This window comes from Furfurilactobacillus sp. WILCCON 0119, assembly GCF_053471565.1.
This window is the reverse complement of sequence record NZ_JBPCCV010000001.1, coordinates 1-23,522: the sequence shown is the minus strand read 5'-3', so window position 1 is coordinate 23,522 and position 23,522 is coordinate 1. Positions and strand designations below refer to the sequence as shown.

Annotated in this window: 21 protein-coding genes, 12 tRNA genes and 2 pseudogenes; 5 read left to right on the top strand and 30 right to left on the bottom strand. The window is 40.0% G+C overall.

From position 1 onward, the window contains the following. The 4 genes and pseudogenes from ACRYI5_RS00175 to ACRYI5_RS00160 form a co-directional block, all read right to left on the bottom strand. Positions 1–2,087: pseudogene (locus ACRYI5_RS00175) on the bottom strand (hypothetical protein); the annotation flags it as partial. Positions 2,088–2,472: 385 nt separating this feature from the next. Beyond that, complete coding sequence (locus ACRYI5_RS00170; RefSeq protein ID WP_448223814.1) at positions 2,473–2,700, bottom strand: hypothetical protein; 228 nt, start codon at positions 2,698–2,700, stop codon at positions 2,473–2,475. Positions 2,701–2,705: 5 nt separating this feature from the next. Continuing rightward, positions 2,706–3,314, bottom strand: coding sequence for a CPBP family glutamic-type intramembrane protease (locus tag ACRYI5_RS00165; RefSeq protein ID WP_448223813.1), 609 nt, complete (start codon positions 3,312–3,314; stop codon positions 2,706–2,708). A 287-nt stretch (positions 3,315–3,601) separates the two neighbouring features. After that, positions 3,602–4,396, bottom strand: coding sequence for an alpha/beta hydrolase (locus tag ACRYI5_RS00160; protein WP_448223812.1), 795 nt, complete (start codon positions 4,394–4,396; stop codon positions 3,602–3,604). Positions 4,397–4,758: 362 nt separating this feature from the next. Here ACRYI5_RS00160 and ACRYI5_RS00155 point away from each other — a divergent pair, with 362 nt between their 5' ends. The 5 genes and pseudogenes from ACRYI5_RS00155 to ACRYI5_RS00135 all read left to right on the top strand — a co-directional run bounded on the left by ACRYI5_RS00155 (position 4,759) and on the right by ACRYI5_RS00135 (position 9,312). Next, positions 4,759–5,877 (top strand): MFS transporter, encoded by a 1,119-nt coding sequence (locus ACRYI5_RS00155; RefSeq protein WP_448223811.1) that lies wholly within the window; start codon positions 4,759–4,761, stop codon positions 5,875–5,877. A 246-nt stretch (positions 5,878–6,123) separates the two neighbouring features. Beyond that, complete coding sequence (locus ACRYI5_RS00150) at positions 6,124–6,918, top strand: CPBP family intramembrane glutamic endopeptidase (RefSeq protein ID WP_448223810.1); 795 nt, start codon at positions 6,124–6,126, stop codon at positions 6,916–6,918. A gap of 176 nt (positions 6,919–7,094) precedes the next feature. Next, positions 7,095–7,496 carry an ArsC/Spx/MgsR family protein gene (locus ACRYI5_RS00145; protein ID WP_448223809.1) on the top strand — a complete coding sequence of 134 codons (402 nt, stop codon included), beginning with the start codon at positions 7,095–7,097 and terminating at the stop codon, positions 7,494–7,496. A 627-nt stretch (positions 7,497–8,123) separates the two neighbouring features. Beyond that, complete coding sequence (locus tag ACRYI5_RS00140; RefSeq protein ID WP_448223808.1) at positions 8,124–8,588, top strand: MarR family winged helix-turn-helix transcriptional regulator; 465 nt, start codon at positions 8,124–8,126, stop codon at positions 8,586–8,588. Positions 8,589–8,695: 107 nt separating this feature from the next. Then, a pseudogene (locus tag ACRYI5_RS00135) lies at positions 8,696–9,312 on the top strand (recombinase family protein). A gap of 412 nt (positions 9,313–9,724) precedes the next feature. On the opposite strand, the gene ACRYI5_RS00130 reads toward ACRYI5_RS00135, so the two are convergent. The 26 genes from ACRYI5_RS00130 to ACRYI5_RS00005 form a co-directional block, all read right to left on the bottom strand. Continuing rightward, positions 9,725–10,612 carry an SDR family oxidoreductase gene (locus ACRYI5_RS00130; protein ID WP_448223807.1) on the bottom strand — a complete coding sequence of 296 codons (888 nt, stop codon included), beginning with the start codon at positions 10,610–10,612 and terminating at the stop codon, positions 9,725–9,727. Positions 10,613–10,627: 15 nt separating this feature from the next. Then, positions 10,628–10,813, bottom strand: coding sequence for a hypothetical protein (locus ACRYI5_RS00125; protein ID WP_407881571.1), 186 nt, complete (start codon positions 10,811–10,813; stop codon positions 10,628–10,630). A gap of 13 nt (positions 10,814–10,826) precedes the next feature. Beyond that, positions 10,827–11,159, bottom strand: coding sequence for a hypothetical protein (locus tag ACRYI5_RS00120; protein WP_448223806.1), 333 nt, complete (start codon positions 11,157–11,159; stop codon positions 10,827–10,829). Positions 11,160–11,162: 3 nt separating this feature from the next. Beyond that, complete coding sequence (locus ACRYI5_RS00115; RefSeq protein ID WP_448223805.1) at positions 11,163–12,044, bottom strand: glycosyltransferase family 8 protein; 882 nt, start codon at positions 12,042–12,044, stop codon at positions 11,163–11,165. A 523-nt stretch (positions 12,045–12,567) separates the two neighbouring features. Continuing rightward, on the bottom strand, positions 12,568–12,966 hold the full coding sequence (locus ACRYI5_RS00110; RefSeq protein ID WP_448223804.1) for an Asp23/Gls24 family envelope stress response protein: 399 nt from the start codon (positions 12,964–12,966) through the stop codon (positions 12,568–12,570). Positions 12,967–13,009: 43 nt separating this feature from the next. Next, positions 13,010–13,435 carry an Asp23/Gls24 family envelope stress response protein gene (locus tag ACRYI5_RS00105; RefSeq protein WP_407881565.1) on the bottom strand — a complete coding sequence of 142 codons (426 nt, stop codon included), beginning with the start codon at positions 13,433–13,435 and terminating at the stop codon, positions 13,010–13,012. 28 nt (positions 13,436–13,463) lie between these two features. Continuing rightward, positions 13,464–13,646, bottom strand: coding sequence for a DUF2273 domain-containing protein (locus ACRYI5_RS00100; RefSeq protein ID WP_407881563.1), 183 nt, complete (start codon positions 13,644–13,646; stop codon positions 13,464–13,466). Positions 13,647–13,663: 17 nt separating this feature from the next. Then, positions 13,664–14,215 carry an alkaline shock response membrane anchor protein AmaP gene (amaP, locus tag ACRYI5_RS00095; protein WP_448223803.1) on the bottom strand — a complete coding sequence of 184 codons (552 nt, stop codon included), beginning with the start codon at positions 14,213–14,215 and terminating at the stop codon, positions 13,664–13,666. Positions 14,216–14,895: 680 nt separating this feature from the next. Then, a complete protein-coding gene (locus ACRYI5_RS00090; RefSeq protein ID WP_448223802.1) occupies positions 14,896–15,411 on the bottom strand; it encodes an SRPBCC domain-containing protein in 516 nt (171 codons plus the stop codon). 128 nt (positions 15,412–15,539) lie between these two features. After that, on the bottom strand, positions 15,540–16,871 hold the full coding sequence (locus ACRYI5_RS00085; protein ID WP_448223801.1) for a dihydrolipoyl dehydrogenase family protein: 1,332 nt from the start codon (positions 16,869–16,871) through the stop codon (positions 15,540–15,542). A gap of 366 nt (positions 16,872–17,237) precedes the next feature. Next, on the bottom strand, positions 17,238–18,053 hold the full coding sequence (locus ACRYI5_RS00080; RefSeq protein ID WP_448223800.1) for an alpha/beta fold hydrolase: 816 nt from the start codon (positions 18,051–18,053) through the stop codon (positions 17,238–17,240). A gap of 80 nt (positions 18,054–18,133) precedes the next feature. After that, positions 18,134–19,051, bottom strand: coding sequence for a deoxyribonuclease IV (locus ACRYI5_RS00075; protein WP_448223799.1), 918 nt, complete (start codon positions 19,049–19,051; stop codon positions 18,134–18,136). 139 nt (positions 19,052–19,190) lie between these two features. After that, entirely contained in the window at positions 19,191–20,558 is a 1,368-nt protein-coding gene (locus ACRYI5_RS00070) for an FAD-dependent oxidoreductase (RefSeq protein WP_448223798.1), read from the bottom strand. Between the two features lie 602 nt (positions 20,559–21,160). Further along, positions 21,161–21,907 carry a CPBP family glutamic-type intramembrane protease gene (locus ACRYI5_RS00065; RefSeq protein ID WP_448223797.1) on the bottom strand — a complete coding sequence of 249 codons (747 nt, stop codon included), beginning with the start codon at positions 21,905–21,907 and terminating at the stop codon, positions 21,161–21,163. Positions 21,908–22,443: 536 nt separating this feature from the next. Next, positions 22,444–22,529, bottom strand: a tRNA-Leu gene (locus ACRYI5_RS00060). Positions 22,530–22,566: 37 nt separating this feature from the next. Then, positions 22,567–22,637: transfer RNA gene (locus ACRYI5_RS00055), tRNA-Cys, on the bottom strand. Between the two features lie 18 nt (positions 22,638–22,655). Continuing rightward, positions 22,656–22,727: transfer RNA gene (locus ACRYI5_RS00050), tRNA-Gln, on the bottom strand. A gap of 7 nt (positions 22,728–22,734) precedes the next feature. Beyond that, positions 22,735–22,807: transfer RNA gene (locus ACRYI5_RS00045), tRNA-His, on the bottom strand. 16 nt (positions 22,808–22,823) lie between these two features. Then, positions 22,824–22,894 (bottom strand) — tRNA-Trp (locus ACRYI5_RS00040). A 5-nt stretch (positions 22,895–22,899) separates the two neighbouring features. After that, positions 22,900–22,980 (bottom strand) — tRNA-Tyr (locus ACRYI5_RS00035). Between the two features lie 8 nt (positions 22,981–22,988). Continuing rightward, positions 22,989–23,061 (bottom strand) — tRNA-Phe (locus ACRYI5_RS00030). A gap of 32 nt (positions 23,062–23,093) precedes the next feature. After that, positions 23,094–23,167 (bottom strand) — tRNA-Asp (locus ACRYI5_RS00025). 9 nt (positions 23,168–23,176) lie between these two features. Next, positions 23,177–23,249 (bottom strand) — tRNA-Val (locus ACRYI5_RS00020). 12 nt (positions 23,250–23,261) lie between these two features. Next, positions 23,262–23,334: transfer RNA gene (locus tag ACRYI5_RS00015), tRNA-Glu, on the bottom strand. Between the two features lie 6 nt (positions 23,335–23,340). After that, positions 23,341–23,432, bottom strand: a tRNA-Ser gene (locus ACRYI5_RS00010). A 15-nt stretch (positions 23,433–23,447) separates the two neighbouring features. After that, positions 23,448–23,520, bottom strand: a tRNA-Asn gene (locus tag ACRYI5_RS00005). Positions 23,521–23,522: the final 2 nt, after the last annotated feature.

Genomic DNA, 23,522 nt, shown 5'->3' with positions numbered 1-23,522 from the left:
TTCCCATCAATATCCGTTGCCTGTCCACCAAAGTTGTCCACTGTTGGTGTAGCGTCGCCAACGTGCATCGTGTAATCACGACCATCGATCGACTTCTGGTTGGCCAAGACGGTTAACTTCACCGTCTTGCTTTGACCGTCGGTCGTCGTTAACGTCACGTCATACGTGCCGGCTTTTGTCACATCGGCACCACTTAGATCGACTGAAACGGCTTCTGCTTTCCCATCAATATCCGTTGCCTGTCCACCAAAGTTGTCCACTGTTGGTGTAGCGTCGCCAACGTGCATCGTGTAATCATGACCATCAATCGATTTTTGGTTGGCCAAAACATGAATGGTTCTCGAGAAATTGGCGGTGTGCCCATCTGCAGTTGTAACAGAATATTCGATCGTATAATTTCCAACAGCTGGATTAACTCCGTTCTCAGGATAACCATTATAATTGGCTATCTCAATGCTACTTGTAATATTAGTATTATTAACAAAGGCAGCCACATTTGTTTTTGGATCCAGAGTATCGGTGTTGTAAATGGTCATATCCGAGCCACGGAAATATGGTGTAAAAGTGTCTCCGGAAACATTTTGGAAGAAACCTACTGTAGGCGCCCCAGGGTGCCATAAGCCATCGTTCCAACCATCCCATTTCAAGCCACCCGAGAATGACACAATATCATTAATATTTGAAACATCTACATAGGATACAAGGTTAAACCCAGAAAGAGTCCCGTATTTTATATCATGGCTTTGCATGTATTTACTAAAATCAACTTGCGCAGTATTCCCATTCCAAGTCCAGATGACATCAGGGTCACTTGTAATGTCTACATTTTTCCCTTGACCATCACTATCATAAATCAAGCGAGTTTTAGCCTGATTTAAAGTGCCGCCTGTCATTTCGGCACTCAATACACCAACGGTATTATTTGTATAATACGTATTGTAATTTGACTTAAAGACCATATAATAATTGCCGTTCTCATCAAGTTGTGGGACATATCGATAGGCAACCTCATCTGGATGTCCAGGCTGTGAAAATGGAATCTGCCCAATGCCATTCGGCTTAATTCCCGAAATTGGATAACCCGGATCAGAAACCAATGCACCTCCAAAATACCCAGGGACGCCACCGAAGCTTTGATTAGGATCATCCTTCTTCGCTTCAAGATCAAAACTGCTTGGCATCAATGTAGAAGTGAAATTTTGAGCAGATGAACTCACGTTTAATGAGACATTAGCAGGCGTGCCACTGTTTTTACCATCCCAATTGTAGGCAACACCGTTATTCAAAAAATTAAGAGCGAAATTGTATGCTCCAGGTGTTAAGTCTTTTAGTGTGGTTAAAATAACTGCTCCATTACTATCTTGAACCGCTGAAAAATTTGCGCTTGGATCATTTAGAGTCACAAATTTTAGTGACGCTGCCAAATCGATACGTCCATCAGCTACCGGTGAAAATGTAAACGTTGTTCCTTTAGTAACGCTTAAACCTGCTGAATTATCATTTTTCACCGACACATTGTAGGCAAAAACTTGATTATTCTTAATTAACGATTCAGCATCTGTGCTATCCCCCGTTAATGTTACCGAAGCATTAGTGGCATCATCTTTGACATCGGCAGTATTAGTATTCGCCACAAATTCATTTTGAACAGCTAGATTTGTGGCGTCTTCAGTTTTATATACCGTAGGTTCATTCGCTGATTGCTCAACGGGCGCTGCCTGTGATTCTTTTTGCTCCATAACTTCGTTGTTCGAATCATTTTTTTGATTGGCATCTTTAACCGATGTCACTTGACTACTTGAATCAGCCGGTTGCGAAATCTCAACCGCTGCCTTTGTTTGACTCGCTTCAACTCGCTGAGCATTTAAATCTGAATTGCTTGCGGACAACGGTACCGTTGAACTAGTTAGTTGATCTGGCTGCTGGGTATTCGCTTGTTGTTGATTTTCCGAGCTCACAACAGTTGTATCTGCTGACGCATTCATGTTGGCCGCCATCATTAGACCCGATGACACACCCATCAATACGGCCGCATTAACCCATATTTTTCCAATCTTATAACTTTTGAAATGTATCTTCTCTTCCATAATGATTCCTCCACGTAAGTAATTAATAAATGCCAGTTACTGTAAAAAGATTAGTGGTTATAAATGATCGTGTACAATATACCACAACAACTTATATTTAAACAGTATTAATACATTTAATTATAAGGCCACCTACACTTATAAATTTTAATCTTAAATTCAATTATCGCTATAATTTTAAAAATAAAAGCCAAACTTAATATCAAACTAAAAAGACAAATCATCGGCATTAACCGCAGACTTGTCTTTTAGTGCACCATTTAGTAGGCCCATCTTTGATTTTTAATTCGTCAAAGGCTTTCAAATCAGGTAAACAATTACAATAACATTTTATAATCCCAATGATTGATTATCCGCAATCAGTTCATTAAAACGCATGACTAAGTTAGCCAAACACACGATACTTAGCCCTGAATTCAGTTTTATCTTTTTCATCGATTTCTTTATAGATAAAATAACCACTTACTATAAACACGATGGTTAGAACAATTGAGCCAATCGATAAAAGAAACGGTTTGTCTACTCTTCCCAGTACAGAAATATTAAAGAAAAAATCAAACCAGTCAGCAAGCGTATGGATTATAACTGGCAGCAGTAAACTTTGCGTTTTCACGTAAATCATTCCGACAAAAAAACAAATGCTGTCGCATAAATCACTTGTGCTAAGGTATACGCGAGACTTGCTCCTCCCGCTAGATTAGAGAGATGGATTACCCCAAAAAATAAACCAGCAATCAGTGATGAATAAAGGATTGATTTTTCAGAACGAATTTGACTGTTAAGAAATCCAAATATTCCACCTCGAAACACAATTTCTTCAAAATACCCAGTAATTACTGCTGCAATTAAGCTGCTAACTAATCCAAGAATGACATATCTGGGATCTGTCACCTGCAGGAATTCCAATAAATGACTAGGATAAAAAATAGTTGCTAAAATCATAATGAGCGTCGGAACTACCCATAACATCTTATTTATTCTTTTAGAATATTCTCCCAATTTGACTAAGTTCAAGCCAAATTGAATGTGCCAGATATACTTCGCTAGTGCAAGATAAATAAGCAAGAGAATAAGATTGAGAACTGGGATTTCCATTTTTCCGGAAACAGCTGTCGATAAACTATTTTTGCCAATCAAAATACCGATTCCGGGAGTTTCAAAAGATACGATTAATAATAATATTGTCGATATAATAAACCATAGTCTGTTCAAATTACATTTCGTCATATCTTATTCCTCCAAGAATAACTAGCAGACTGTGCAATTCTATATAAAGCTAAGGTGCAGCAATCCCTAATGTTGACTATTGAACCTTCAGATGCAGTGAGTTGACGGCTTTCTCACCCAAAATCGATCACAAATTAACGCCATTTCAAACAGTTGGCATATGACACAAAAATGACATCTGGTTGTTAACCGAACTATAACAACTAGATGCCATTTTTACTGACGATTTAACTATTCACACTTATGGATAATCTAACATTTCAAGCGTTTACTGCTAAAACGCACGTTTACAGATATTGGTTAAAGAAAGCGACAGTCGGCTCTTGCGCCTGTTTTGTATATGCTTCGCCATGTCCATGACCAGGTACAAATTGCACAACCGACGGAATCATATTTTTTGTGAGTTCACTTTGCAGCTTTTCAACGGCGTCTGTCGGCGTCAACTCGTCCAAAGAATTGGCTAAATACATTGGCCCGGCTGTTTTATCTACTCGATGTAAGGGTGAGGCCTTCTTCAATAAATCTAGATCATTATTAACATAATTTAATACAAACCACTTGTAATAAGGATCGTTAGCACCAGTTTGATTAATTTGTGAGACTGGCGTCCCGGGAATTGGTGCATTTTTGTTTGACGCAACTACGTCTTGATGCTGTTCAACCCAGTGATCTAAATCAATGATCCCCGACCAAGAAGCAATTGGAATCCCGGTTCTTAAACCTAATTCAATCGCCAGGTTCCCACCAGATGACATACCAACTGCCCCAATCTTATTGCGGTCAAAGTCGTAATCCGATTGTTTAATCCAATTAAGCGCAGAAACTAAATCATCTATTGGAGCTGGATATAAAACCTTGGGTGCTAAGCGATAGTTAGGAACAAAAACGATAAAACCACGTTGAGCAAAATCGGTGGCCCAATCTGTTTCCTCTTCTTTATATCCTAGCCACCAGCCGCCACCATGAATATCAATGATTGCCTTACGTTCTGTATCATTTTGATTTTCGCCTTGATAAACGTCCAACTTTAAATCTAGTTCGTCATCATAAACAACATCTTTCGTAATCTTTACTTCTGCCATTTTGGATTTCTCTCCTTTTCTTAAGTATGTTGGCAGTCTAGCATAAAGTTAAATTTTTTAGGTAAATTAATTCTCAAATGGGCATATCTCATTTATGTACCGCTTAAGCTATGAAAGGATTTTTTTGGTGTCAATCCTTTCATAGCTTCACATTCCGACGATTAATCTAGTAATTCATGCATGCATTGCAACTCAGTTGTAAACTCACCGCATTAAAAGCATGCAACTAAAAATGATTAGGTACAATATAATTGCTTATTTTTGGATAGTGTTAAATTATTTAATTACATATCTGATCAATTGTATCGACGATATTCATTTTCACATCATCGCTAATTTCAATTTAGAAAGAGGAGTACATTATGAAAAAATTCAGCATCTTATTCGTATCTCTATTAACAATAATGACTGGCGCGGTTTTGTCTCCGGTTCTTCCAGAGATTCAAGAAGCGTTCACCAAAATACCGACTATTTGGATTGAATCACTGGTGACGATTCCCTCGCTCTTGGTCGTACTCTTATTGCCAATTATTAATCGACTTAGAATTTCGATTCGTAAACAAGCGTTAATTGGTTTACTTATTTATGGTTTTGGTGGTCTAATTCCACTGATCCTTTCATCTTTCGCCGCGCTCATTATCTCAAGAGTGTTAAGTGGTATTGCTCTTTCCATGATTGCTGGTCCGGCCATTAGCCTCGTTACCAGTACATATACAAAGAACGAGCAACAAAAACTACTTGGTTACGCCAGCGCTGTAACCAATATTGGAACCATTAGCTCAGTTCTTTTTGCGGGCTTAGTAGTTGCTGTTTCGTGGAGATTAACTTTTCTGGTTTATGCCTTTGGACTCATCTCGTTTCTATTACTGCTATTTTTTGTTCCGGAGAGCAAGCCTGCAGCAATTGAAAGCTCGAAAGAATCGAATAGTTCATCGATCTCGATTCATCTACTATTCTTTTTAAGTCTCTCATTAACCGTCATTTATTTTGTTCTTCCCACGAATTTAGCATTTTATGTGCTTGATGTCCTTCATATGACAAAAAGCCTAGTCACGGCTATATTAATGGCGAGCATTTCAGTATTCGGCTTTTTCATTGGCCTATTTTACAAAAAAATCCCACTGTCTATGAAAAATAAAGGATTAATTGTCTTTTTTGGTTTCGCCCTTGGCATGTTGCTACTTTCATTAGGAAATTGGCCTTCAACGATCATCGCCATGCCAATCATTGGCATTTCACTTGGCATTGGTATGCCCTTTCTCAATGAATGGGTATCTTTATTGTCAAATAATCTAAACAGAGAAAAGAACATTGCTACGAGTAACGCAATGATTTTTGCTGGTCAATTTGTATCTCCGTTCATTTTTAATTTTCTGTCAAAAATGTTCGGATTACATGAACGAGGCATATTCGCCCTTGCAGCCTTGATTTCATTTCTACAGTTGCTCGTTGTTTCAATGATTAGTAAAAGAGAATCCTGAGCGAAAGACCTTTAGTAAATAACTATTAGGGCAAATGTTTTCTCTTAACAAATCAACTACTTGTTTTTACCACGTAAAAGTTCACCTTCAAAATAAGGCATCTTATGATTCACGCTTGTGGTAAAATTTTCATTTTTGCGGAAGCAAATTTTCAGTATTAAATATAGTAATAAAGTTCTTAATTTGCTAAACTCCATCTTAACTTACTTTTAGTTAAGTAAAATCTATTTTTGAGGTTTAAACTAAATGGAAAAAACTAATTGGAAGCTTTTTTGGACCACCATTGGATACATGGTGGGTGCATATTTGATATATAAAGTACTATATGTTGGTCTTATTAGCGCATTTGTTAAGTTAGAAAAAAGTCCATGGAGCGTGGTCCTTTATTTCGTGATAGTTTTGATTTTGAGTATAATCCTTAGACATCAAAGTCGAATGTTGTTTGATCAAACAATGGATTATCAATATAAAGATTTTCCGGACTGGCGAACAGTGCTGCTAATTTTGATTCCGGCTTTTTCCGTGATTTTATTTTGGGGGAACTTTTTTACTGTTGGGCATCCAGTTATCAACCAACCGCCCTTCCTCAACATGATATCTATTTTAGATGCCTTTGGCGCTGCCCTATTTGAAGAAACAAATTTTCGTGGCTTTGGAATCAATGGTTTAAACGAATCCTTGTCTTCAACACGATGGAAACCATTAGTGATTGCTACTGTAACCTCAGCAATCTTTGCAATAGCACATTTGGGAAATTTACTATTACCCAACGGTCCAACACTCCATGCTACATTACAGCAGTTAGTGTATGCATTTTTCTTTGGCATGGTAATGGCAATAATTTCAATGAAAAGTGGAACAATCGTATACGGCATTGGGCTTCATTTTATGACCGATTTGAGGCCGTGGTCGCCTAATCTCAATATTGCCCAATCATTACCGAATCCCATTTTCATCGGAACTATATTATTTCCAATAATTGTATCCATTATCTACTTAAGACCAAGTAAATTATCAAGATTTCCATTCTTAAAACGTTAGAAAACAAAATACGTCTCTCAAAAAGGTTATTCTAAATTCCCGGCCTAGGAAAAGATTACTTTTAATACAATCAAGCGCTTAACAAGTTACCCCCACTAATCGTTTGTATTTACAACTATAATTATGTACACTAGACAGTAAGTTAATGTTAAAAATAAATATTGAGGTTTAGACTTATGATAAGTATTTATACGTTACCATCAAACTATCCTTCTAGAAGAGCCGTTACTTGGTTTGAAAAACATCACATCGATTTCACTGAATACCGGATACACCCAAATCTCCCCCATTTAGTTAAGCTCCCTCTCAAATCATTCTTGGCTGCTTCTGAAAATGGTTTAGAGGGTTTACTGGCCACCCGGGGAAAATCCATTGCTCAGTTCAAGAAATCGCATGATTTAAATGAAAGCTCTTTAAGTGAGATTCTTGCTTTCATCACTGAAGATCCATCAATGCTTCGCTTTCCTATTATCTTTGATTCGACTCGTTCACTTTTGCAATGTGGTTTTTCAGAAGACGAAATTCGAACGTTTATTCCACACGAAATAAGACAAGTTGAACTCTCCCAGTTGTTATAGTTATAGCCTTCTCAATACCTTACTACGTTTGAGAGTCAGATTTAAAACTACATACGCTCAAATAGTCTTGATGTTTACATGTTAAAAAGATCGGAATACATCGATCATCATTTGAGTCTATTAACTTGCTAATCTTCAAGATTATGTTTTACCATCATTCATGCGATAACCGTATTTTTTCGCCGTTTTATATTTGACATCTCTACCTCACAAAAAGGGTCCTTGGCAACTTCAATTTGCCAAGGGCCCTTTTATTTACATATCGTGCTACACATTCATTCTTACTTCCTCGGCATTACTAAAAGTCCAGGATTCATAGCACGTTGTCTTTATCAGAATTTTAAAAATCACTACACTACCGCAAGAACGCTAATTTTAGCCTTAAAGTATTAACAAGTATGATATTAAAGGAAATCAATCTCATTGTAATGTTGATAAACCATAATAAAATATAATTCTAAAAGGCGCTTCACATCAACATACTTGAAAATTAAACCTTCTAAGTCATTCAAAAGTTTTGCCACTAAACAAATTACGAAATATAATGTCTTTAAGACTATAAACGTGTATACCAATTGTGTACTCGCATCATCTCTGTAAAAGGTACTTGCTTAGGAGGAAACAGTAGTGAACAACAAAGAATTAATGGACCAATATAACACAGCTTTTCTATTTATGGGGAAGTTTCTTGACGAATTCGTTTCCGTAATTGACCAACAATACGACCTATCACACAATGCATGGCTGACTATGAAACTTATCAGAGATCGGCAAAATTTAACTAATCGAAAGATTGCCGAAATTACAAAAGTTGCCCCAGCGAGCATCTCGGCTCAAATCGCGCCTTTATTAAAACGTAAGTTAGTTCGACAAGTTACAGATATCCAAGATAGACGCGTAAAATATCTAACCTTGACTGAAAATGGACTTCATATTGTTAATGTGCTTGAAATGAATCATCTAAAACGGTTTGATCAATGGGTAAAGGATTTGGGGTACAAGGAGACACTTCAACTACTTAAACTTGTTCAGAAATTCGAAACTGATGTTTTGCCAAATGATAATTTTGTAAACAGTAATCGATTAAGATAGTATTTTAAAGAAATCGGTAATGATTTGCATCAGAGCATTTTGAACAATATCGTTAATTCATCTGTCGTTTAGGGTTGTCGTTATTAGCATTTAAAAAGGATCATGAAATGAGTAAAATTGGTTATGCACGGGTTAGCACCACAGATCAAAATTTGGATCGTCAAATTGCTGCTCTAAAAAATGCTGGAGTTGAAAAAATATTTTCCGATAAACAATCCGGGAAAGACACTGAACGTCCAGAACTTCAAAAAATGCTTCATTATATTCGTGACGATGATATTGTGTTTGTGATGTCGCTTGATCGGCTAAGTCGTAAGGCCGATCAAGCGACATCACAAAATTAATTCAGCAAATTCGTGACGCTGGTGCTTCTTTCCAATCGCTCGATTTGCCAGACTTCAGCAAGATTCCTGATCGTGGTCTAAGAAACATGCTGACAGATGTCATTCAATCCGTTTTTAAGTTTCAGGCCGAGTCAGAGCGTTTACGAATTCGGGAGCGCCAAGCTCAAGGAATCAAGTTGGCCAAAGAACGTGGGATTTACAAGGGCCGCCCACGACTGTACTCTGTAGACGCAAAGGACCCGCAAAAGCGGTATATTTATCAGCAAGTTTATGATGACTTACAGTACAGCCAACTATCTGATGCGGCCATCGCACGAAAGTTTGGCATTAATAGATCAGTTGTCCGTTACATTAAAAATGATCTTCGCCAACTGAACTAAAGCACAAGGCTAACATTTGAAATCCATATAGATTGTGCTAATATAATGACAGCAATTAAAAAGAGCCAGCTGCTTGCGACAGCTGACTCCTTGTAATCACATTGCAAAAATTGGTTAGGCCATCACTTAGTGACGGCTTTTTTTATGGCCAAAAATAGCTTTACACTTACCATAAATGGCAAGCAGTAAGCTAACGGCCGTGAGCGCCTGAATTACCAGGTCTTCTGCAAGCTAACCTCAATCTGTTTAATTGCATGGGCACCTCCTCCCACGCTGGGTCAATCTGAAATTGACCGTGAGGGCGCCCCTACAATCATGATCACCTAGCTATCATAGGAAGAGAACTTGCCTGTCTATTTGATGGCCAGACTCATATTTACCGGTTATAACAGTCCTAAAAGCCTTTAGTGAACTAGTTCGTCAACCCACCACCAGTTACGCCATAACACTGTCCTGTAACGTAACTAGCGTCATCACTTGCTAGATAAACATATGTCCCAGCTAGTTCAGCTGGCTGCCCTGCACGACCTAACGACGTCTGTTGACCAAATGAAGGTAACGCCGAGGTCGGTTGTCCGCCACTAACTTGCAGGGCTGTCCAGATGGGGCCTGGCGCCACTGTGTTAACCCGAATTCCCTTGTCGCCTAACTGTCGCGAGAGGCCCTGAGAAAAGTTGTGAATTGCCGCCTTTGTAGACGCGTAATCCAACAAATTGGGTGATGGACTATATGCTTGAATCGATGTTGTCGTGATAATTGACGCACCTGGATGAAGGTTCGGCAAGGCTGTTTGAACTGTCCAAAACATTGAGAAGACGTTGGTTGTAAACGTATCTGTCAGTTGCTTCGTAGAAATATCAGTGATATCAGTCACTGCCTGCTGCATTCCTGCAACCATCACCACGATATCTAAACCGCCTAGCGCATCAGTAGCTGTTTGAACCATCAGCTTCGTCTCATCTTCTTTGGTCAAATCTACGGGTATCTGTACAGATTTACGACCGGCAGCGGTGATTTGTTTTTCAACTTCTTCAGCATCAGCCTGTTCGGCGGGTAGATAAGCAATCGCGACATCAGCCCCTTCACGCGCATAAGCAATCGCTACGGCTCGTCCAATCCCCGAATCACCACCGGTAATTAATGCCTTTTTCCCACTTAAGCGTTCGTGACCTACATAGCTATTTTCACCGCAATCTGGGATTGGCAACATATCCCTTTGCATGCCTGGATAGGGTTGGGATTGCTCAGGGAAATCCTTAGTTTGATATTTTTTTCGTGGATCATTAGTCATTGATGTCATGGCAAGCACCTTTCTTCACTTTTCGTCAGTCGAAACATGATCTTCATACCATTCTTTGGCTTGCGAAATTGCAATTGGAATCGCGCGATCATCAGGATATTTTTCGCGTTTGAGCGCATTGGCGATTTCAATTGCCTTATGACGTGTCTTTACATTCATATTTTTAAATGAATCCGGATATTCTTTATAAGTCCACGGCATTATCTCTTTCTCCTCACTTTACGTATACGTGCAATATCTGCTTTGAGTTGTCTTGTCCAACGCCAGGCGTTAATTCAACGCTTTCAATGCGACGAGTATCGTCTTGGGAACTACCAAGTGTGTAGCCACGCTTACGCGCCAGTTCGAATAAATCTTGAAAGAAGAAAAATTGCTCGCTTGGCGTGCCTTCACCCTTACCGAAAGGTGTTTTTAATAAATCATACGTATTGGCCTGTTCGTCATACCGTAATTCAAAGTCGCTGTCTGCGCCAAGATTAACGGTATCGCCGCGTTTCAGCCATAAAACCGGTGTCTGCTGTTCGCTGAATAAAATCACATCACTCATCGTTTATTCCTCCTTGGCATAAGCCAACCATCGGTGTGAAGCATCATTTCGGCGCAATCTTTGTAATTCGGCGGCGTATTCCTGATACACCCTGCGCCACGGGTGTAATCGAACACCATCATCTTCCCCCAGCCAAGGCTTGCTACGACCCGAATAATGAATCATTGTTGGAAGCTGACGGGCCGCTTCTGCTAACCGTTCGCGCGCTGGTTGGGGATTAATTTGCTCTTTTCTTACTAATCGCGATTGTACGTTAAAACGTGGGTGTAAATAGCACCAGTTATCTGCCAAGACCGCGTTAAGAACATCTTGATCGTGATATACCAACTGCTCACCATGATCATGAATGAATCGCCGCGCTTGCTCGGTAATATGCTGTGCTCGCCAGGCCTGCATATCAATTAACAGCAAACCGGAATTGAAATAGGTGTGATCACGACACGTAACCCCCATTTCGGCAAGCCTTGATACATAACCAGCATCTTCCACCGCCCCAACGACTTTCCCAGCTAAATTGGTTTTCCACAATGGTACCAAGGATTTCTCACAAATCATGTCACAATCAAGATATAACAGGCGGTCGCTATGCGGTAACATTTGTGGCAAATCCAATCGATAATAAGCGGCTGATGGAATTCGGTTATCGGTGATTGCCGGCATATAAGCCTTTTCATTAGGCGTCAAAAAAGTAATCTCATCACAGTTATCAAAATTCTCCAATAAGATATCAAAGGAGCGACGATTAGCTGGCGAAAGATGATCATCAATAATTGAAAACTTAATGGCAGACGCCGAATTATTTTGCAAAACTGATAGTAAACATACCTGTAACGGCTCTAGAAACTTGGTATTAGTTGTAGCTGCGATGTGTAACCGTTGATTCATTCTACATTCTCCTTATAAAAAGCAAGGTCCAAAATGAGGGTTTACAGTACAAAAGTTAGTCGTGACATTCAAATTTTCTGCTTTGATAATTTAATGTAAAAAAGAATCTTGTTCCAATCCTGAACTGCCTCCCGAGTTGGATAAATTCAACTCGGGGGGCAGTCCACTCAAACGAAGTGATCGAATGCAAAGCGATTTCATGCAATTCCCTCTTTAATTAAGAATTATGTTCCAAACTCTAATTTAGAGTACGCAAACATGACCCAGCAAATCTCAGATTTCATGTGCACACTTGTCTAAGTTACCTTAATTGATCTTAGACATCAGAAAAGGCATCTTTCACCTTTTCCTCGCCTTCTTCAACGTTTTCCGCCACCTTATCGCCAGTATCGCCGGTGATGGCGCCCTTCACTTATTTTGATTTTCCCTCAGTTTGATCATCGAGATTTTTTAGTTTGAGCTTAATGTCGTCAATTTGTCTGCCATACTAAAACCTAATAATTATTTTTTAATTGTCAGTGACCTATTTTTCTTTCTTCTTGTTAGTTTGTTTGTTTTGCTCACGCCATTCATTTGCAGTTAACATGTCCTTTACATGCAATTTAATGGAAGTTACCGTGTATCCGGTCATGGAACGAACTGCCGCTGTAATTTTGCGCGTGATCTTGTCAAAGATATCATTGGCATCCTTGCCATATTCTAGCGTGCCTTCAAGTTCCAACTCGACGGTTTGCTTATCTTCGTCTACGTCAGCCGAAACCCCTTGTTCTGGCTTACTACCGTTTATTTGCGTCGAAATGCTGTCAAGTAAGCCACCTTTCAGTTCTAAAACACCGTCAACTTCTTGAGCCGTCTTACCGGCAATTTTTTCTAAAACATCGTTGTCAAAAACCAATTCTTTTTTCGTTACTGCTTCAGCCATCGCATTATCCTCCTTAAAAGTGAGTGTCAGTTAGCAAGTCTAATTATTCAACTTGCTTTGCTTCCGGTGAATGTTGTGAATTTGGTTTGCCTTTCGTCTGTTCTTGCCATTCCCGTTTACTCATAACATCGTTAATATGAAGGTTCATTTCAACGACCTCTAAGCCAGTAAAGCTTTTAATGTCACGTACCACGCGACTTGTCACCTGATTAAACAGCTGCCGAATATCCTTACCATATTCAACCGTAGCATGCATATCTAAGGCAACTTGTTTTTGTCCAACTTCGGCGTCAATGCCCTGCGTTGGATCAGCTTGATTACGAAAACGATCAGTAAGGCCACTCAACATACCACCATCCAATGATAGAACCCCATCGACGTTACGTGCTGCTAAACCAGCGATTTTTTCGATCACGCCGTCGTCATAGCTCAATGTGTTCTTCATGTTCGTTTGTTGCGTATTTTCCATTATTGATTTCCTCCATAATTAAGTGACTTTAGTTCGACAAGAAACGATTGATACGCTGTTTAATTTCGGTACGATCCAGTCGCAAATATTTTCCGACCAAACCACCAATAAGCGCCATTGCTAAAACAAGAACCATGCTCCAAAATCCGTCAATAATCCATGCTAGTCCCAGTGCTAAGCCAACAATTGTGCCAAACATCATTCGATTCATCAGCTCACTCCCTTCGCCTAAACCACGCGTGCTTTCATTTTTGTCGCTGTAATTGGAACCACATTGATTTTTTGCCGCCCAAGCGTGAAGTTCAAGCTGTCAGCTAAATATGTTTGCACAACTTGAAGAATCTCACTGCCCAGTGTTTCAAACTGAGCGTCTCCCGCGGCAATGGCATTAACGTGGACGTCAGCACGGTGTTTTCGATTATGCAGACGCAATTGTACTTCAGGGCGGCTAACGCCAACTACATCAGCAATTCTACGTTGCAAATCTTTTTCCATCGCCGAAACGGGTAGTGTGACCTTACCGCGTTCACCTTGTAATCGAACTGCGTTAACGGTTCGGGCCTTAAACAGACCAATCAGCAAAAGTAGTAAGCCTGTGATCATCGCGATGATGCCAAAAATAACGAAAATCATTTGACTCACCCGTGGATTAATCATCATGACATTTGTTAACCACTTCGAGAGCGGTTTTATGTTCACGCTGGTGATAACCAACACACCACCGTCTAGCAATGTGATCAGTCCAGCTAGACCAACCATCCATTTGCTAAAAAGTTTCATTCCAATGCGCCTCCTTCCTTTTGTTTAGACACATTTTATACGATTCATTAGAAAGCATTCAAAGAATGCGCTTACCATTTAGTAAACAGCACATCGGGGGCTCGGGTCCGCGTCAAGTAGACAGTCAAATAATTAAAATAGTTTTCATGCGACGGCATGATCTCGATAACGCATCAGGGTCATGCCGTTTAGTGTTAGTTGGCAACGCGTATAGCTGTACCAGTGCCGACTGTACTCCGAGGACGCAAAGGACCCACAAAAGCGCTGCATTTATCAGAAGGTTTATGATGACTTACAGTACAGCCAACTATCTGATGCAGCCATCGCACGAAAGTTTGGCATTAATAGATCGGTTGTCCGCTACATTAAAAGTGATCTTCGCCAATTGAACTAAAGCACAGAGCTAACGTGTAAAATTAATAGAAATTGTGCGGATATAATGACAGCAATTAAAAAGAGTCAGCTGCTTGTGTCAGCTGACTCTTGATTAAACCATCAATTAGTGATGGTTATTTTTTCGTCCAAAAATAATTCTACACTTCTCATAGGAAAGCGCTAAGCTGATGGCTATGAGGGGGTTCCCGCAATCGTGCCTACTTGGCTAATATAATAAGAAGGAAAAATCATGTCTATCAATCATCAGGTACCCCACTCATAATCCTGTCTGCTTACTTCCAGAATTACTTTTTAGAAACTTCAGCAAGATTTTCAATCCATGTTTGGTGCGCTGTTATGACTGGATTGGGCTTCATAGAAGCTTGTTTCCGCGCCACCTCACCAGATTGTGATTCTTGTAATAGGATCCGCGTGCTTCCGTTGGAGAGTGGTTCGACTAGAAAAGATTGATAAGCATACAAAACATTATTATCACCCTGTTGATCACTTGGCATTCCACGCCAACCAATCCTTGCAACGGGAGATTCCTCTGAAGGGGCTACAAAATCCATAACCTCAGCTCGAACGGCATTGCCTAAAGTTTCAAATGTAAAACGGGACCCAAAATTAAGTAAGGAGGTCTCTCCGTCTTCAACAACAATATTTTTCGCTTCAGAATAATAATCTTGCCACTTTCTAGTGTCAATTAAGTTATCCCATAATGCTCTCATGTCAATATTTTTAACTACGATTTCATTGCTGATAAATGCATTAGTATTTCCAGGCTCAAAAACAGATGACCAATTAATATTGTGTAACATAAGAAGTTCCTCCATGTCTAATTTCAGTTAATAAAGATACAAATCATAATGAACCAACTTACACCGTCTGAATCAGTTAGATTAGTTGTATCCAGCCAATAAAAGCCAGTCAACGGTGACTGCACTCTTTATCCAAGCAATCCCTGTGCGCTCGAAGCGATGGACGGAAATAAATAAATGAGCCTAGATAATTGTTCTGAATCAAGCTGAAGTTCAACTGCTGGTAATAATGAATTTATGACGTTATCTGCTTCTGCGCTAACTTCCGTTGCACCCACAATGTGACCAGACTTATCTTTTACAATGACGGACTTCGCCGAATCATCTTTTCCGATCCGTCGATACCAATTATTACTCAAATCAAATGTCTTCACCTCGTATAGATCTGGGCTTTGTTGTGCTTCTTCCACACTAACACCTAGTTGAGCAATTCTTGGAGAAGTAAACACTACGGTCGGAATAACGGGATATTTTAATGCCCCCGATTCATCACCTGTAAATAACTTCGTTAAATAAAGCGTTTCTAAAATGGCGGTTGGGGTAAGTTTCGGCTGATTCTTTTCAACGACGTCCCCTGCGGCATAAATGTTGTCTACAGTTGTACGCAAATGATCATCTACTACGATTCCCCGAGAATTATACTCTACACCAACTACATTCAAATTTAGATCTTCAGTATTTGGAATACGGCCGGTCGCATCAAGAATCCAATCTGCTTCAATATCAACGTTTTGGGTGATGATTCTATACCCATGGTTTTCTTTTTGAATTTCATCAACATTAGCTTCTTTTACAATAGAAACGCCCATTTTTTTCAGTTTATTCACTACTTCTTCAACAAATGGCTGATGGAATTGCTTAAGAATTTTACTCCCGCGAATAATAATCGTTGTCTCCGCACCCGCTGTCGCTGCAATAGTTGCTAGCTCCAAAGCAACATAACCACCACCGAGTACAGCAATCCGCTTAGGCATCTCTTTTAAAGATAAAAAGTCTTTGCTGTCATGCGTGAATTCACTCCCACTAACTTCCAACTTATGCGGACGTTGACCGGTCGCAATCACTATCTTTTCTCCAGTCACTTCGCGCCCATTTACCATCACCGTATGACGATCTTTAAAAGAGGCATGTCCTTTGAGAACGGTAATGCCTGCTTCCGACATCATATTGGTGATTAGTTCAGGGTTATGTCCAATAATGGACTCTTTGTGTTTTTCGCTTTCAGGCCAGTTCACTTTAATGTCACCTGAAAACAGATTGCCCATTCTGTCAACTTGATCTTTCACAACAACAGGTTTATCAAGAATAATCTTTGCGTCACACCCCCAATTTGGGCATGTGCCTCCAATTGTGTCTTCTTCTATTACGCCTACCTTAACTCCTCTAGAACTTAAGGGTATGGCTCCATTATAAGTTGCATGCCCAGTACCAAGATATAGGACTTCGTAATCATAAGTCATCCAATCATTCCCCCAGGAATCTCTTTAATTTGTTCTTTTATTCTAATATCATGGTGGCATTGACCGCTATTTTTTATACTTACTTTATGTAAATGGTTGTTTTTGAGAACTTGAACTGTAATGTTAGAAACAACTATTTTCCTTCTATTCTATTCACCGATTAAAGCCTTTGAACGTCGTTACCGAAACCATCAAGACGGACTGCCATTCATGCGAGATTTATTGTCTTTTAATAATTTTATCTTTTTTAAAGGCTAGCTTTCTCTCGTGTTTAACTTGAGACTGAAAAAAGCTTCCAGATGCATCAATGGACCGCATCTGGAAACTCTCTTGCTGATTATTTGAGATTCGAGCAACTCTGAATGCTCATTCTTGAAGTTCAAAAAAGTATCGGATAATACCAATAATTTTATTTTCTGCATCTACCTGAATTATATGTCCGAGACCGCGAAGCACAAAGAAATCAGTATTCGGAAAATGATCTCGAGCCCCCATAATATCCTCGTAGCCAACAATATGGTCACTTGTGGACAAAACAATAATTCCGCTATTACTTAAGTAAGCTTCATGCATCGCCTTTTCAAATGACAGCTGATAACCATTTTCAGAATACCGCTCCAAAAATGAGACGTCGCGACAATTAAATCCTGACTGAATGTCTGTAATGAAACGTTCATATTGAGCCATTTCGGGCTTACCGGTCAATTGAAGATAATGATCACCATGATCCAATTCTTTCATCTGTTCCATGACATTCTGAGAGATTTTCGCTTGTGCGGGTAATTTTCTCTGCTTCGAACCCGCATAAAAGGCAGGTGCCAATAATAAAAATCTATTAATGAGATCTGCATGTTTATACAGCAGCCCTTGCGCAAGATAGCCTCCATAGGAAAAGCCAATTATGTTAACTGCTTTTCCATCATAGATGGAGCTGATCATACGCGCTAATAAATCCACAACTTGATCGGCATTGACAATAGTATCTGCTTTAGTTTGTCCCATGCCAGGAAGATCAATGAAAGTCGCTTCAATGTCTTCACGGTCCGCCAGTCCGCGATCAATCACATGAGTCATGCTACGATGATCCATTCCATATCCGTGCAAAACGACAACCTTTTTGGGTCCACTACCATGTCTCTTATAAAAAACTTGAGCTTCTGTATCCTGATCAACAAAAAACATTTCTTCCTCCAACTGTCAGTGATGACTGCACAAGATGAATCATTTGGTGCACATCAACTCAACTTATTATTTAACTGTTGTTAATGAAGTTTATCCGACAATACAAACTTTTCAAGAGATAAATTACCACGTAACAGGGCTATTTCTTCCTCATATGGTGGTTCCAAGTACTTATTACGCCCATGTCCAGGCGTTTCCAGCAATTTGGGGACATTGAAAAATCGTTCATCATGAGCTAGTCTATTTAACGTTTCAAAACCAATTTCTCCTAAACCTATGTTGGCATGCCGATCCTTATGCGACCCTAAGCCAAATTTCGAGTCGTTTAAGTGAATTGCCTGAATTTTATCAAGGCCAATCATTTGATCCAGTTTTATTAAAACTTCTTCGTAATGATTCTTTATATCATAACCCGCATCGAAAATATGACATGTATCGATACATACTCCAAACATATCAGGATGACTAACGCCAGCCAGTATGGAGGCCACCTCGCCAAAACTACTGCCCAGCTCATTCCCTTTTCCGGCCATGGTTTCTATCAGGATTTTAGGTAATGCTCTATCTGGCCCTTTCGCCAATAGCGTATCGGAAACGGCATTCAGTCCTCTGATTACGTTTGATAATCCGGACTCTGCACTTATCCCTACATGCGATCCTGGGTGGAAAACAAACGTTTCCGCCCCTAGCTCACGCGCTCGATTAACCTCGCTAATGAATGTTGCGACGCTGTACTCCCACTTGTGTCGGTCCATCGAAGCCATGTTAATGAGGAATGGAGCATGTACAGAAATTGTTTTAATTTCGTTCTGGGACATCAATTCATGCGCATCTTGAACGTGGAACTGACTAATCGGCACGCGGACTGAGTTATGGGGGGCCCCAGTGTACACTAACATTGCATTGGCGTTGTATTTAATAGCCTCCTGGGCTGCGCCAAACAGTTTACCCTTACCGCCAATTGAGACGTGCGCACCTAACAAAATCCTTCTATTCATCTCATCTCACCATTTTCATTTCAATACTCTTCAATCAAGCACGTGTGCCTTAACCCGCCAATCGATGATTGTTCGTCATCATGTAATGCCTCCCGAAAACAAGTCCACAGTGCTCCACCGCTTTCAATTATCGGAAAACTTAATCTAGTGGTTTGATGTCACTTAGCATGAAGGCAAACATTTCGCCGGACACTGGGTGTGAGTACGTTAAGTTGACCAACGCCGTGTAAGGTAACTGTTCTCTAATCACCAGTGCAACTAAGTTAATCATTTCTTCTGAATGTTCGATGTACAATGTCGACCCAACAATTTTCTTGGTCTCTAAATCGACAAGTATTTCCATAAATCCATCATTATTACCGGTGATTCGTGCACGCAAAGTATCACTGGCTAGCATTCGTGTAATACCAATATTTTGATTGCTCTTTCTTGCTTCATCTACTGACATTCCAATAGTTGATAATGGCGTGTTCAAAAAGATAGTTCTCGGAAAGACCGCTTGTTCACCATTGACAGTAATCTCGCCACCACCATAAACGTAGTCAGTGATAATCCGATTGTCCGATAAGGAGATGGAGGTCAGTTGCGGACCACCTTTGACGTCGCCTTCCACGAAAATGTTGGCCACGTCAGTCTCAAGATGGTCATTGTGTACAATCTGACCATTTTCAACGTTGATATCGGTCTTCTCCAAATTAAGTCCTGAAATGTTGGGTTTACGTCCCGTCGCAACCAAGACGGCATCTGCAGTGATCAAGATTGGTTCGTCACCTCGCAACGTTGCAGAGACCTTTGTTCCAGACTCCGTATCGTGGATATCTTCAACGACGGCACCAGTTACGATTCTTACCCCATGAGATTCCAGATCTTTTCGAACAGCATTCGCGGTGAAACGTGGACTCTTGCTCATGAATTCGCTGGCAGACTCAATTAATGTCACTTTAGATCCAAAATTGCTGTAAATTTCCGCAAATTCAAGGCCAATTGCTCCAGCACCAATGATCACCAGTCGCTCTGGTAATTCTCCTTCGTCCATCATTCGTTTGCTGTCATAAACATGGCGGCTATCAGAGAGTCCTTTAATATCAGCCATCACTGGCACAGAGCCGGTATTTATGATGATTCGTTTACCTTCGTAAATTGCATTGTTGCCATCAGGGAAGACAACCTTAACATGATGGTTATCAACGAATGAACCTGTCCCATTGATGATCTTTGTGCCCCCATCTGCAATCATATGATAACCGTAGTCTTGTAAAGATTCTACAGTGCGTTCCTTCTCAAGGATAGCTCTTCGATAGCTTTCACGAGACAACAAATTTTGATCCTGTTTTGATAAAAAGAGCAGTTCTTTTGAAGGAATACATCCCTCTGTGAAACAAGTTCCTCCATATCTAGCTCGGTCCGCTTCGATACTAAGGACTGATTCTCCATGTTTCCTAAATGTGTTTGCAAGTACTTTCGGTCCTTGGCCGAAGCCAATAAAGATGTTGTCATATTTTTCCAAGACATTTCCTTCTTTCTAAAATTTTGGCTACACACCGCTCACATTTCATAGTGTCAAGATTACTCGTACACTATGGTTGGCAAAAGCCTAATCTTGACGCATTATATCTACGATTTAATTTTCTATGCAAGTTAAAGGATTTCATTAAGTTAGGGATTTCGTTCTCAAATCATTAGTCTCTTCTGTAAAAAAGCCATCATCTTATAATTTTAATATATTGTCCGAAAGCAAAGTCGATTCTCACATCAGTCGATTATACAAATGAGCGAAAAAGTAAGAACATTTTGTCATGCCCTAACTCTTTCTTTTAGGGTGAATTACTGAATCATTCAAAAACTTCTATGCTTACTTCACGGCTAATAAGTTAGTTTGCTACACTAAAAAGATTGCCAACAAAATGTATGCCCAAATTAAGGCAGCCCCGGTGTATTCATGTATTATTAATGACAATTTATGAATGTCTCAATCCAGAGGTACCCTAGTCAATCATGCTGACATTATGGGCTATTCTCCCTCTACCATTGAATGGACTAAACTCCAAAAATTGGAATAAGTATTAAAATACACATTTCCAATGATCTAAAACTGTTTTAACCATTAGATTAAAATTTTATAAACGCAATTACATAAATGAGTGCGTCAGTAAAATAATGGATGGCGTATGGAACCAAAATGTTTCTTGATCGGATAAATGACCCTGTCACAAAGAAACGGCTTGCTCCGATAACAAAAATCATTTGAGGTAAGTTCCAGCTATATGTCTCAAAATGCATTAAGCCAAACAATATCATTGAAATAAACAGCGCCAAATAAATGCTGGCGCTGCGTGATAGCCGAAATTGGTTCCGTAAGATAGATCCAAATGCCAAGAAAATTGGAATAGCAAACAGTTCTTCGATTGCCATTCCAAAAATACTTGTCCCCAATGAAAAGCTAAGATCATCAAGGGTCATATGTGTGGCGATGCCTTTATTTTGAATACTGTGAACCAATTGTTGTGCTGTAAGCGAGTAGGCCCAGTTTGCAGCGTAGAAAAATAAGAAAACCTTCCATTGTTTCCAAAAGCTCCTTTGAAATAAGGCCTTAAATCTGTCACCTGCAAAGTAATATAACGAATAAAATGTAATTCCAAAAGGAACTAAATTAGTTATCAGTATGTCAAAAATCAAAGCAGGTTTTGACTTCCCAAATAGAGCGAATAATATTTCCGGTGAACCAGAAATATATATATATCCTAGGATACTTAATGTAGGAATAAGAATCATTAACAGCGCGTTAATCAGTGAAGTTTGATGGTCATCAATAAATGGAATAGTTTCTTTCGAGTTTTTACGTTCAAAAATAGTCATTTTCTTGTCCCCCAATTAAATTTCAAAAGGAGTATAACATTAATGAAACATTATTTAGTATATATGTACTTACCTAAGTCAAGTCTCATCAATATTTACACATATACTATTTGCTATGTGTCTGTTGTAGAACAACATTTTCTCCATTAAAAAGTGCCCAATAATCGTTAGATTTTTATCCAATGATTACGGAGCATTTCATTAAAAGAATTTTAAAATAAGTCTTTAAAAATGGAATTTTCTTGAGATATTTAATTTAAATCCCATTTACGTTTGAGTTACGCAATTTAATGGATTAAGAATCATTAACGTCATTAATAATAATTTAGTATCAGCTTCGTTAAGATCAGTTTAAAGATAGATTTTCAAGAAACTTTTCATTAAGCATGATTGGCGCAACAAACCAACAATGGTAATCTTGCTTATGCCGTTACTGGATCATCAAGCAATTATAAGCACTGTTAACTCTGACCTTCCCCCGGTAATAGGCATTATTTTCAAAGGCACAAAAAAAGACTCCATCAAGGAGTCCAAGATGCCGCCGGTGGGGGTCGAACCCACACTTCCGGTAAAGGAAACTGGATTTTGAGTCCAGCGCGTCTGCCAATTCCGCCACAGCGGCATAATTATCAAACTGTTACACGCCCTTTCGACGTGAAAGGTGGTAACCGGATTTGAACCGGTGATGAAGGTTTTGCAGACCTCTGCCTTACCACTTGGCTATACCACCATGATGACCAAATCCTAACTGGGATAGCTGGATTCGAACCAGCGCATGACGGAGTCAAAGTCCGTTGCCTTACCACTTGGCTATATCCCAATAAAAGGGCGGTATGTGAGAATCGAACTCACGCGTGCTGGATCCACAAACCAGTGTGTTAACCACTTCACCAATACCGCCATAATATTTAATAAGCAGGGATAGCAGGAATCGAACCCGCACCGGCGGTTTTGGAGACCGACGTTCTACCGTTAAACTATATCCCTATAAATGGCGGAAGTTGGATTCGAACCAACGAACCTTTCGGGGCGGTTTTACAGACCGCTGCGTTTAGCCACTTCGCTATTCCGCCATAACAAATGGCGCGGGACGGAATCGAACCGCCGACACATGGAGCTTCAATCCATTGCTCTACCGACTGAGCTACCGAGCCATACCTGCTATTACTACTATTAAGATGGATAACGGTCCCAACGAGACTCGAACTCGTGATCTCCTGCGTGACAGGCAGGCGTCCTAACCAACTGGACCATGGGACCATCATGAAATGGAAGATACAGGGCTCGAACCTGTGACCCTCTGCTTGTAAGGCAGACGCTCTCCCAACTGAGCTAATCTTCCATAATGTTAAATTGACCCCTACGGGATTCGAACCCATGTTACCGCCGTGAAAGGGCGGTGTCTTAAACCACTTGACCAAGGGGTCATAAAACGGAGAGTAAGGGATTCGAACCCTTGAAGCAGGTTGTTACCCGCTTACATCATTTCCAGTGATGCTCCTTCGGCCAACTCGGACAACTCTCCATTTTCACTTGTCAACTCCGGCAGGCGGGCTCGAACCGTCGACAACCTGATTAACAGTCAGGTGCTCTACCAACTGAGCTATGCCGGAAT

Coding starts and splice junctions, on each gene's coding strand:
- ACRYI5_RS00165 (WP_448223813.1), bottom strand. CDS start 3,314: ATGACGAAATGTAATTTGAACAGACTATGGTTTATTATATCGACAATA.
- ACRYI5_RS00160 (WP_448223812.1), bottom strand. CDS start 4,396: ATGGCAGAAGTAAAGATTACGAAAGATGTTGTTTATGATGACGAACTA.
- ACRYI5_RS00155 (WP_448223811.1), top strand. CDS start 4,759: ATGAAAAAATTCAGCATCTTATTCGTATCTCTATTAACAATAATGACT.
- ACRYI5_RS00150 (WP_448223810.1), top strand. CDS start 6,124: ATGGAAAAAACTAATTGGAAGCTTTTTTGGACCACCATTGGATACATG.
- ACRYI5_RS00145 (WP_448223809.1), top strand. CDS start 7,095: ATGATAAGTATTTATACGTTACCATCAAACTATCCTTCTAGAAGAGCC.
- ACRYI5_RS00130 (WP_448223807.1), bottom strand. CDS start 10,612: ATGACATCAATGACTAATGATCCACGAAAAAAATATCAAACTAAGGAT.
- ACRYI5_RS00125 (WP_407881571.1), bottom strand. CDS start 10,813: ATGCCGTGGACTTATAAAGAATATCCGGATTCATTTAAAAATATGAAT.
- ACRYI5_RS00120 (WP_448223806.1), bottom strand. CDS start 11,159: ATGAGTGATGTGATTTTATTCAGCGAACAGCAGACACCGGTTTTATGG.
- ACRYI5_RS00115 (WP_448223805.1), bottom strand. CDS start 12,044: ATGAATCAACGGTTACACATCGCAGCTACAACTAATACCAAGTTTCTA.
- ACRYI5_RS00110 (WP_448223804.1), bottom strand. CDS start 12,966: ATGGCTGAAGCAGTAACGAAAAAAGAATTGGTTTTTGACAACGATGTT.
- ACRYI5_RS00105 (WP_407881565.1), bottom strand. CDS start 13,435: ATGGAAAATACGCAACAAACGAACATGAAGAACACATTGAGCTATGAC.
- ACRYI5_RS00100 (WP_407881563.1), bottom strand. CDS start 13,646: ATGAATCGAATGATGTTTGGCACAATTGTTGGCTTAGCACTGGGACTA.
- amaP (WP_448223803.1), bottom strand. CDS start 14,215: ATGAAACTTTTTAGCAAATGGATGGTTGGTCTAGCTGGACTGATCACA.
- ACRYI5_RS00090 (WP_448223802.1), bottom strand. CDS start 15,411: ATGTTACACAATATTAATTGGTCATCTGTTTTTGAGCCTGGAAATACT.
- ACRYI5_RS00085 (WP_448223801.1), bottom strand. CDS start 16,871: ATGACTTATGATTACGAAGTCCTATATCTTGGTACTGGGCATGCAACT.
- ACRYI5_RS00080 (WP_448223800.1), bottom strand. CDS start 18,053: ATGTTTTTTGTTGATCAGGATACAGAAGCTCAAGTTTTTTATAAGAGA.
- ACRYI5_RS00075 (WP_448223799.1), bottom strand. CDS start 19,051: ATGAATAGAAGGATTTTGTTAGGTGCGCACGTCTCAATTGGCGGTAAG.
- ACRYI5_RS00065 (WP_448223797.1), bottom strand. CDS start 21,907: ATGACTATTTTTGAACGTAAAAACTCGAAAGAAACTATTCCATTTATT.